This window comes from Blautia faecis (assembly GCF_020554845.1).
Taxonomy (GTDB): domain Bacteria; phylum Bacillota; class Clostridia; order Lachnospirales; family Lachnospiraceae; genus Blautia_A; species Blautia_A faecis.
Genome location: NZ_JAJCIA010000074.1, coordinates 1 through 2732, shown reverse-complemented (window position 1 = coordinate 2732; position 2732 = coordinate 1). Strand labels below are relative to the sequence as shown.

2 protein-coding genes are annotated in these 2732 nt (G+C 42.6%); one reads left to right on the top strand and one right to left on the bottom strand.

What is annotated here, in order from left to right:
* Window positions 1-163: 163 nt before the first annotated feature.
* Entirely contained in the window at window positions 164-532 is a 369-nt protein-coding gene (locus LIZ66_RS18175) for a metal-dependent transcriptional regulator (RefSeq protein ID WP_118578152.1), read from the top strand.
* 168 nt (window positions 533-700) lie between these two features.
* Here LIZ66_RS18175 and glgB read toward each other — a convergent pair whose 3' ends face one another.
* Window positions 701-2482 (bottom strand): 1,4-alpha-glucan branching protein GlgB, encoded by a 1782-nt coding sequence (glgB, locus tag LIZ66_RS18170; RefSeq protein WP_187565079.1) that lies wholly within the window; start codon window positions 2480-2482, stop codon window positions 701-703.
* Window positions 2483-2732: the final 250 nt, after the last annotated feature.

The following is a 2732-nucleotide window of genomic DNA, read 5'->3' as shown; positions in this document are numbered from 1 at the left end:
ACATTGGGACATTTTCCTTTGTGGTATATTAGGACATTATCATAAATGGTTCATACTACGCTTTTTCTTCTGCAAAAAATAATTGCCCTAATCGGTAAACTATGGTATTCTATAGGTAATATACGTGTACTGCTACACACGCAAAAAATTGAGGTGATCTATCGTGAAATCTAATGAATCCGCTGAGAACTATCTGGAAACCATTCTTATTCTCAGCAAAAAGAAACCTGTTGTGCGTTCCGTTGATATTGCTGATGAGCTTGGATTTAAGAAATCAAGTGTCAGTGTTGCTATGAAGAACCTTCGTGAAAAGAACCATATCACTGTCACTCCAGAAGGATATATTTATCTTACCGAATCCGGACAGAAGATTGCAGATATGATTTATGAGCGACATGAATTTTTGTCCTCCTGGCTGATCAGTCTGGGTGTTGATCCGGAAACTGCAACCTCCGATGCATGCCGTATCGAGCATGTCATCAGTCCAGAGAGTTTTACCGCTATCAAGGAGCATCTCTCTCCTGGTAAATAAATTATACGCATTGCGTTTTTGCATTGCATTTTCCTACAATTACAGAAGCTCATTGACTGCTGTACGCAGCAATCATAAAGACCTGTACTCCAGATAAAACCAATGACAAGGTTCCATCATTGTAGAATTTTATCCGGATACAGGTCTTTTTTATTTATATACTTTTCCTTATTTCACCAGATAATATCTGGCAGAAAATGGTCCCATTTTAAATACTGCTTTTCCGCCTGTAATTACCTTTTCTTTTTTCGTGTAGCGCTTTTTACCGCCATATTTCACCATATCACTTGCAAGGAGAAGCTCATATCCGGCATAATCTTTTTCCAAAGTGTATTCCTGGATTTCGTCGGAGAAATTGAACACAGCCAAAATTTTCTGATCCCCACTGATTCTTTCAAACAGATACATGCACTTCTGCTCCTGATGGCAATCCACCCATGAGAAACCATCCTGGCTGAAATCTCTCTGGGAAAAAGCACTGTTCTTCAGATAGCATTGGTTCAGATCTGCCATGAATTTATGAAATGCTTCATGAACAGGGAATTTCAGCAAAATCCAGTCCAACTCATCCTTTTCGCACCATTCTTTCAGCTGTGCCAGCTCATTTCCCATGAAATTCAGCTTTGCACCCGGGTGCGCATACATATACATATAGAAAGCTCTTGCCTGTGGAAATTTCCCATCATAACCACCGTTCATCTTCTGGGCGATGGTTGCCTTTCCGTGGACAACCTCATCATGGGACAGCGGCAGGATATAGCGCTCATTGTAAAAATACATCATAGAGAATGTCAGCTTGTGATATTTTTCCTGTCTTTCTTTTGCATCTGCCTGAAAATAAGACAGAGTATCATGCATCCATCCAAGATCCCATTTGTAATCAAATCCAAGTCCGCCCTCCCATACCGGCTTTGTCACACCCTGATATGGAGTGGAATCCTCGGCAAAAAGGAGGCAGTCAGGGATTCTTTCCTTTAAGCCCTGATTCATGGTACGGATAAATTTCAGAGCTGCCAGGTTTTCTCCACGGCTTGCGTCCCCCTGCCAGTAAATCAGATTTCCTACTGCGTCCATGCGAAGGCCATCGAAATGGAATTCATTCATCCAGTAATAGGCAGAGGACTGCAGAAAACTGCAAACTTCTCCTCTGGAATGCATAAAATTGCAGCTTCCCCATTCGTTGCGGCCAACTGCCATGTTTGGATATTCATAAAGGGCTGTTCCGTCATATTCTGCCAACGCATAATCATTCACTGCAAAATGCACTGGAACAAAATCCAGAATGACCCCAATTCCAGCCTGGTGGCACTGGTCTACAAATGCTTTCAATTCTTCCGGCTTGCCATAGCGGGAGGTTGGACTGAAATATCCTGTATCCTGATATCCCCAGGATTCGTCGCATGGGTACTCACAGAGAGGCATGATCTCCACATAATTATAGCCGTGTTCCTTCAAATAGGTGATAAGGATCGGTGCCAGTTCCTCATAGGTGTACCAGTCTTCCTGTCCTTCGCCTCGTTTTTTCCAGGAGCCAAAATGCATTTCATAAATGTTTACTGGTTTGTCGTAGCTTGCTTTGCGGTTTTTCAGCCATTTGCTGTCGCCAAATTCATAACCGCCAAGAGCATAGGTCTTTGAAGCAGTGCCTGGACGCATCTCGCTATAAAAAGCATAGGGGTCTGCATGGTCCACGAAGGAGCCGTCCTGACGGTAAATTCTGTATTTATACATCAGGTCAGAGCCTACATTATTCATGGTGCATTCCCAGAAATTGCCATCATGAACGCGGTTCATAGGAGTCTCTGTCCAGCCGTTGAACTCACCAATTACAGATACTCGCTGCGCTGCCGGGGCAAATGTACGGAAGGTGGTTCCGCCATCCCATACGTGAGCACCAAGGTACTGATATGCTTCAAATTCTTTTCCTGTATAAAAGTTGTAAAAATCCATGTTTTTGCTCTCCCATTCATTATAAAAAGATATTAGACAGTAGTTGTTTTTCTCTGTATAATAAGTATAATTGTGTAAATGAAAAATTGCTACCGACGAAAAACGACATTAGTTGGATTTCCAACGTTTTTTGAAATGTGTCGGATTTCTTTATAACCTATTTAGTGTGTTGAAAGTTGTTCAAGGCGGACGCACTCGGACAATGGTGATTGCTCACTCGCCGGCGCAACGCTCCAGCGAACTAACTGCT

Excerpts from the sequence above, each read along its gene's own strand:
- glgB (WP_187565079.1), bottom strand. The coding sequence starts at position 2,482 with ATGGATTTTTACAACTTTTATACAGGAAAAGAATTTGAAGCATATCAG.